This is a genomic window from Nocardioides sp. (assembly GCF_031422975.1).
Lineage (GTDB): Bacteria > Actinomycetota > Actinomycetes > Propionibacteriales > Nocardioidaceae > Nocardioides.
In genome coordinates, this window is record NZ_JANPEO010000610.1 from 1 (window position 1) to 7378 (window position 7378).

Annotated in this window: 6 protein-coding genes and 1 pseudogene; 3 read left to right on the top strand and 4 right to left on the bottom strand. The window is 69.2% G+C overall.

The window, feature by feature from the left end; genetic code table 11:
* Positions 1-774 (bottom strand): annotated as a pseudogene (locus RMO85_RS18090) (hypothetical protein); the annotation flags it as partial.
* Positions 775-805: 31 nt separating this feature from the next.
* Positions 806-3085, bottom strand: a complete 2280-nt coding sequence (locus RMO85_RS18095) for a transglycosylase domain-containing protein (protein WP_310530113.1) — start codon at positions 3083-3085, stop codon at positions 806-808.
* Positions 3086-3157: 72 nt separating this feature from the next.
* Between RMO85_RS18095 and RMO85_RS18100 the strand changes: the two genes are divergently transcribed.
* Together RMO85_RS18100 and RMO85_RS18105 are read left to right on the top strand one after the other, a co-directional pair.
* Positions 3158-3757 (top strand): PadR family transcriptional regulator, encoded by a 600-nt coding sequence (locus RMO85_RS18100; protein ID WP_310530114.1) that lies wholly within the window; start codon positions 3158-3160, stop codon positions 3755-3757.
* 26 nt (positions 3758-3783) lie between these two features.
* Complete coding sequence (locus RMO85_RS18105; RefSeq protein ID WP_310530115.1) at positions 3784-4866, top strand: inositol-3-phosphate synthase; 1083 nt, start codon at positions 3784-3786, stop codon at positions 4864-4866.
* An 82-nt stretch (positions 4867-4948) separates the two neighbouring features.
* Here the strand turns inward: RMO85_RS18105 and RMO85_RS18110 are convergent, their stop codons facing one another.
* Positions 4949-5416, bottom strand: coding sequence for an SRPBCC family protein (locus RMO85_RS18110; protein WP_310530116.1), 468 nt, complete (start codon positions 5414-5416; stop codon positions 4949-4951).
* A 103-nt stretch (positions 5417-5519) separates the two neighbouring features.
* Here RMO85_RS18110 and RMO85_RS18115 point away from each other — a divergent pair, with 103 nt between their 5' ends.
* Positions 5520-5873: a hypothetical protein gene (locus RMO85_RS18115; protein WP_310530117.1), complete on the top strand. Its 354-nt coding sequence runs from the start codon at positions 5520-5522 to the stop codon at positions 5871-5873.
* 6 nt (positions 5874-5879) lie between these two features.
* Here RMO85_RS18115 and RMO85_RS18120 read toward each other — a convergent pair whose 3' ends face one another.
* The gene (locus tag RMO85_RS18120; RefSeq protein ID WP_310530118.1) at positions 5880-7304 is read right to left on the bottom strand and encodes a CCA tRNA nucleotidyltransferase; all 1425 of its coding nucleotides are present in this window, start codon (positions 7302-7304) and stop codon (positions 5880-5882) included.
* Positions 7305-7378: the final 74 nt, after the last annotated feature.

Consider the following 7378-nt stretch of genomic DNA (forward strand, 5'->3'; position numbering starts at 1 on the left):
CAGCAGCAACGCCAGCCCAGGCACCAGCAGCAGCGCCACGAACGGGGAGGCCGCGGCGCCGACGCCGATGGCCACCCCGGTCACGCCGGGTCGCTGGCGGGACCAGCCCCACAGGGCGGCAGCCACGGCGGACGCCGCCAGCAGGTCCCAGGTGATCGGGAAGAACAGCACCACCACGGGAGCGAGGGCGAACGCCGCCGCGTCCCAGGGACGGCGGCGGTTTACGCCCGTCAGCAGCCCCGCCGCCAGCAGTCCCGCCGCCGCCAGCAGCACCGCATTGACGAGGGTGAAGGCCCGTGCCTCGCGCAGCACCTCGGGTTGCTGGGCGACCTCGGAGACGGGCAGCAGCGCGCGGGCGCCGACGTCGGGCGACCCGGTGAGCAGCGCGGTCAACCGCTGGCTGGCGAAGGCGACGTAGGCCGGCAGCGGCGGCACCCACGCCGGCGCGTAGCGCGCCCGCACCTGCTCGTCATCGGTGAAGGGCCAGTAGCCCTCGGCGAAGCCGTTGGCGACGTACGCCGTCGAGGTGTCCGACCAGCACAGGTTGGTGTAGCGCCCGGTGTTGGCGGAATCGCCCGCGATGTCGAGGCAGGGGGCCTTCGCCGCGATGCCCAGGGACATGGCGATCGCAGCCAGCAGGAGGACGGCGCGCAGCGGTGTCCACCACGGGTGCTGCCCGGCATGGTCGCCCAGCGGCCCGCCGACCGCCTCACTGACGGAGCGGACGACCGCGTCCTCGCGGCTGGGCGAGACCCGGCCGTCGTGGGCAGTCATCCCCGGATCATCCCCGATCGTCGGCACCCCTTCAGCGAAGGGCGAACGATCGCGAGGCCACCCGCGACGGAGCCACGGTCGGCGCCGGCGCCGGAGTCGTCGGCGGGGGTGTCGTGGGCGGCGGCACGGTCTCGGTCGGGGCCGGGACGGTCGGCGTCGGCGTCGGAACCGGCGTCGGTGTCGGGGTCTCGGTCGGGTCCGGCTCCTGGGTCTTGATGGTCGCCGACTTGGTGGGCTTGCGGGTGGGCTGCGGCTGCGGCGTGAACGTGGTGGCCGGCGGGACGTACGGCTCATGGCCCTCGCTGGGCGCGTCGCCGTCGACGTACGCAGGCTCCGGGAAGTCCTCGACGTCGAGCCCCTCCATGATCGAGCTCATGATCGCGGTCCAGGTCTGGGCCGGATACACGGCACCGAAGTAGGACGGCAGCCACCCGTCGAGCTGGTTGTCACCGTCGCCGCGCAGGTACATCACCGCGGTCGCCATCTGCGGCGTGTAGCCGGCGAACCAGGCCGAGGAGACCTCGTCCTTGCCGTTGGTCGCGGTGCCGGTCTTGCCGGCCGCGGGCCGACCCAGCTCGAGCGCCGCCTGGCCGGTGCCGTTCTGGACGATCTGCTGCATGGCGTACGACGTGTCCGCTGCGATGTCCTCATCCACTGCCCGCCGGGAGGACTGCTTCCATGAATAGACCGTCTCGCCGTTGTGGTCCACGACCTTCTCGACCACGTGCACGTCGGCGCGCTCACCGCCGTTGGCGATCGTGGCGTAGGCGTTGGCCATGTTGATCGGAGAGACCCGCCCCTTGCCGAGGGTGATCAGGGTGTCCTCGGGAGTGAAGTCGACACTGCGCGACGGGATGCCGGAGTACTTCTTCGACGGCTCGTCACCCGGGATCCCCAGGGCACGGGCCATGTCGTAGATCTTCTGGGGGCCCTCGTCCATCGAGTCCGACATGTCGACGAAGGCGGTGTTGATCGACTCCTCGGCGGCGGTGATCAGCGAGACCTGCGAGCCGTAGTCGTTGCCGAGTCCGTCGGAGCCGGTGCCCTCGTTGCGCACCTCCAGGCCGTCGGGGAAGACGTACGGCGAGTTGCCGTCGAAGGAGTCCTGGAGCTCGAAGCCGTCCTTGATCGCGGCCGCGATCGTCAACGGCTTGATCGTCGAGCCGGCCATGCCGCCGGTCGCGGCCCAGTTGATCTGGGAGTCGAGATAGTCCTGGCCGCCGTAGAACCCGCGCAGCGCGCCCGTGCCGACCTCGACCGTGGCCGCGCCGACGTGGAGCTCCTTGTCGCCGAAGCCCTCGGGCCGCTCCTCCAGCACGCCCTGCTCGGCGGCCGCCATGGCGTCCTTGGTGAAGGTCGTGGTGACGCGGAGCCCGCCGCCGTCGATCTCCTGCTCGTCGAAGCCGAGGCCCAGCAGCTCCTTCTTCACCAGGGTCAGCATGTGCCCGCGCTGCCCACCGAACTGGCTCTGGGTGGCGATCTCGGGGAACTTGGGCAGGTGCTTCTTGGCCTTCTCGGCCTCGTCCGCGGAGATCGTGCCCATGTCGGCCATGCCGTCGAGGATGTAGCCGTAGCGCTCCTTGAGCTCCTGCTTGGCATCGCGGCCGTTGTCCGGGTCGTAGCGAGACGGGTTGTTCAGCGTGGTCGCGAGGACGGCGCTCTCGCGCAGGTCGAGGTCCTTGGCGTCCTTGTCGAAGAAGGCGCCCGCGGCGGCCTGGATGCCGTAGGCACCGCGGCCGAAGTAGATGGTGTTGAGGTAGCCCTCGAGGATCTCGGCCTTGCCCAGCTGGTTGCGGATCTTCAGCGAGACGATCGCCTCCTTGAGCTTGCGCTGGTAGCTGCGCTCGCTGGTGAGGTAGAGGATCTTGACGTACTGCTGGGTGATCGTGGACGCGCCCTGCTGCGCATTGCCCTTGGCGTTGGAGAACGCCGCCCGGAGGATGCCCTTCGGGTCGAGCCCCTTGTCGGTCCAGAAGGTGCGGTTCTCGGCGGCGACGACCGCGTCCTGCATCGTCTGCGGCATCTCCGAGAGCGGGATCGACTGTCGGTTCTGGTCGTCGTAGTAGGTCCCCAGGTCGTCCTTGCCGCCGCTGTAGTAGACGAAGGTCGTCTGGGCCTTGAACGCCTCGTTGGGCTCGGGGATCGCAATCGCCTTGTAGAGCACGAAGAACACGCCCACCAAGATCAGCAGTCCGACCACGCCGAAGATGGTCAGCGTCTTCAGCAGGCCGCGCACGCGTTGGCCCCGCGACTTCTTGGGCTTGTTGGGTCGCCTGGTCAGGGGGGGACCGTCGGCTCTGCGCTTGCTCACGCCGAAAGGGTACGGGGCGCCGATGCGTTCACCCGATTAGCGGCTGCTGGATATATCGCTACGATAGGTCACATGGCACGTCGCGCAGAGACCATCGAGCTCGCAGTCCTCGGACTGCTGCACGAGGGACCCATGCACGGCTACGAGCTGCGCAAGCGGCTCAACCTGATGCTCGGCTGGGGTCGGGTGCTCTCCTACGGCTCCCTGTACCCCGCGCTGAAGAAGATGCTCCGGGCCAACCTCATCGAGGAGGCGACGGCCACCACGCCGGTCAGTCGTCGGCCCAGGATCGTCTACGACGTCACCGACGCCGGGCACACCGAGTTCGAGCGCCTGATGTCGGAAGTCGGTCCCACCGCGTGGGAAGACGACAACTTCGACATCCGGTTCGCGTTCTTCGGTCGCACGGACATGGAGATCCGGCTGCGGGTGCTCGAAGGGCGCCGTACCCGACTCCAGGAACGACTGGCCCGCGTCCAGTCGGACCTCGAGCGCACGCAGGCCGAGGTCAACAGGTACGCCGCAGAGCTGCAGCGGCACGGGGTCGAGTCGGTCGAGCGTGAAGTGCGCTGGCTCTCCGACCTGATCTCCGCCGAGCGTGGCGAGCCGCTGTCACGGCGCCTCGGCACGAATCCGAGCACCACACCCACCCGATCATCCACCGACCGCTAGAAGTTCCGCCAGACAAGGAGAGCCCCATGGGGTCCGTACGAGTAGCAATCGTGGGGGTCGGCAACTGCGCGACCTCCCTCATCCAGGGCGTCGAGTACTACAAGGACGCCGACCCGACCGCCTCCGTGCCGGGCCTCATGCACGTCAAGTTCGGCGAGTACCACGTCGCTGACGTGGAGTTCGTCGCGGCGTTCGACGTCGACGACAAGAAGGTCGGCAAGGACCTCTCGGAGGCGATCAACGCCTCGGAGAACAACACGATCAAGATCTGCGACGTCCCCACCATCGGGGTCGAGGTGCTGCGCGGCCCGACCATGGACGGTCTCGGCAAGTACTACCGCATGACCATCGACGAGTCGCCCGCCGAGGCGGTCGACGTCGTGGCCGCCCTCAAGGACGCCAAGGTCGACGTCGTCGTGTCCTACCTCCCGGTCGGCTCCGAGGAGGCGGACAAGTTCTACGCCCAGTGCGCCATCGACGCCGGTTGTGGCTTCGTCAACGCGCTGCCCGTCTTCATCGCCTCCGACCCCGTGTGGGCCAAGAAGTTCGAGGACGCCGGCGTCCCGATCGTCGGCGACGACATCAAGTCCCAGGTCGGCGCCACCATCACGCACCGCGTGATGGCCAAGCTGTTCGAGGACCGCGGCGTCGCGCTGGACCGCACCTACCAGCTCAACGTCGGCGGCAACATGGACTTCAAGAACATGCTCGAGCGTGACCGCCTGGAGTCCAAGAAGGTCTCCAAGACCCAGGCCGTGACGTCCAACCTCAAGGGCGAGCTCGCCGACAAGATCAGCGACCGCAACGTCCACATCGGCCCGTCCGACTACGTGCAGTGGCTCGACGACCGCAAGTGGGCCTACGTCCGCCTCGAGGGTCGTGCCTTCGGTGACGTCCCGATCAACCTCGAGTACAAGCTCGAGGTCTGGGACTCGCCCAACTCCGCCGGCATCATCATCGACGCCGTGCGCGCCGCGAAGATCGCCATGGACCGCGGTGTCGGTGGCCCGATCATCGCCGCGTCGACGTACCTCATGAAGAGCCCGCCGGTGCAGATGCCCGACGACCTCGGCCGCGTCGAGCTCGAGAAGTTCATCGCCGGCGAGTGAACTGACGCAGTCCAACCGCACCGCCCGACAGCCCCGGCCCGCCGCCGGGGCTGTCGGCATTTCCGGCGCTGCGCACGTTGCGTCAGCGCTCGGCGTCGACCTTGATCTTGGCCAGCGTCTCGCGCATCCCCGCAGCGAGCTCCGCCTGGAAGCTGGTGACCCCGCCGAGGACCTTGTCGGTGAGCGTGCGAGAGACCGGCGAGACACCGTCGGGCGCTTCGCGACGCTGGGTCAGGACCGTGCCGCCGGCACCGTCACTGGTGAGGGTGAGCGACCAGATCGTGAAGTTGTCCTTCACGCGGAAGGCGATCTCCTGCTGCGGCTCGAACCGCACGACCTTGGTCCGGGTCGGCCACACGAGCAGGCCGCGCCGGTTGAGGTTCACCATCGTGGTGCCGAGCTGGATCGGCCGGCCCCGCACGATCGTCTTGACGACCTGGGGGCTCCACCTCGACATCCGGGCGAGGTCGGAGACGAGGGACCACACGTGCTCCGGCGGGGCGTCGATGGTGATGGACTCTTCGAGCAGGGGAGCGATGAGGTCTGTCATGGCGGGCAATCTATCGAGCGGGTGCCGAACGGCCGGCCACCTGGTCTCGCCCATGGCGGTCGGGCACCCGGCCCACGGCACGTCGACACGGTAGACAGACCCCATGACACACGTCAGTTCGTTCACCGTGCGCTACCTGGCCGGTATGGGCGCCCTCTTGCTGGTCGGCGCCGTCGTCGGGCTGAGTTTGACCGGCGAGGGTCACTCCGGCTTCGTCGGCACCATCGAGATCCCCGCCCTGCTGATGGGGGCGGCCCTGTTCGTCGCCGCCGCGCTGGGGGCCACCTCGGCGCACCGGGCGTCGTGGCCGCTGCTCGCGGCCCTCGCCGCGTTGGTGATGGTTGTCGTCCTGGCGTTCTTGACCCTGACATCCCCCGACGCCGGCTCGGTCGCGTTCTTCGAGCTCGCCGCCGTCCTGACGGGCGTCCTGCTGGTCGCCGTGATGCGGCGTCGCTGAGCCCGGTCAGGACTCCGGGTTGGCCTCGGCCCACGCGAGCAGCGCAGCGCGGGCGTCGTCCGGGCTCATCGGGCCGTGGTCCATCCGCAGCTCGAGCAGGTGCTTGTAGGCGGCGCCGACGCGACGGCCGGGCGGGATCGCGAGGATCTCCATGATCTCGGCGCCGTCGAGGTCAGGCCGGATCGAGGCGAGCTCCTCCTGCTCTGCCAGCCGGTCGATCCGCTCCTCGAGCGAGTCGTAGGTACGGCGCAGCCGGTCGGCCTTGCGCTGGTTGCGGGTCGTGCAGTCCGCACGGGTCAGCACGTGCAGCCGCTCGAGCTGGTCGTCCGCGTCTCGCACGTAGCGGCGCACGGCCGCGTCGGTCCACTCGCCCGAGCCGTAGCCGTGGAAGCGCAGGTGCAGCTCGACCAGCGTGGACACCGCGTCGATCTCGGCGTTGGAGAAGCGCAGCGCCCGCATCCGCTTGCGGGTGATCTTGGCGCCGACCACGTCGTGGTGGTGGAACGTCACGATCCCGCCGGTCTCGAAGCGCCGCGTGCGCGGCTTGCCGACGTCATGCATCAGGGCGGCGAAGCGCGAGACGAAGTCCGGCCCTCCCCCGAGCCGGGACTCGAGGTCGATCGACTGCTCGAGCACGGTCAGGGTGTGCTCGTAGACGTCCTTGTGGCGGTGGTGCTCGTCGCGTTCGAGGGCGAGCGCCGGAAGCTCGGGCAGCACGTGGGCCGCCAGCCCGGTGTCCACCAGGAGCGACAGGCCCAGCCGCGGGAACGGCGCGCACACCAGCTTCACCAGCTCGTCGCGCACCCGCTCGGCGGAGATGATCTCGATCCTGCCGGCCATCTCGGTCATCGCCTCGATGACCTCGGGGGCGACCGTGAAGCCCAGCTGGGCAGCGAAGCGCGCGGCACGCATCATCCGCAACGGGTCGTCGGAGAAGGAGTCCTCGGGGCGGCCCGGCGTGCGCAGGGTCGCGTTGGCGAGGTCCACCAGGCCGCCGTACGGGTCCTGGAACTCGCGTCCGGGCACGCTGACGGCCATCGCGTTGACCGTGAAGTCACGTCGGCCGAGGTCGCCGGGCAGGTTGTCGCCGAACGCCACGTCGGGCTTGCGCGAGGACGGGTCGTAGGTCTCCGCGCGGTAGGTGGTGATCTCGACCTGCCACTCGCCGATCCGGGCGCCGATGGTGCCGAAGGCGCGGCCCATGTCCCAGATCGCGTCCACCCAGCCGGACAGCAGCTTCTCGGTCTTCTCGGGACGGGCCGAGGTGGTGAAGTCGAGGTCGTTCTGGAGGCGACCGAGCATCGCGTCGCGCACCGGACCACCGACCAGCGCCAACTCCTCGCCGGCCGCGGCGAAGCGAGCACCGAGCTCGTCGATCACCGGCCCGATCCGGGTCAGCTCCTCACCCACCCGACGCTGGACCTCGACGATGGTCAGCGGAGGCAGGGCGGCGTCGGACACGAGGCTCAACTCTAGAGGACGCACCAGTGATCGCCGTGGTCGTG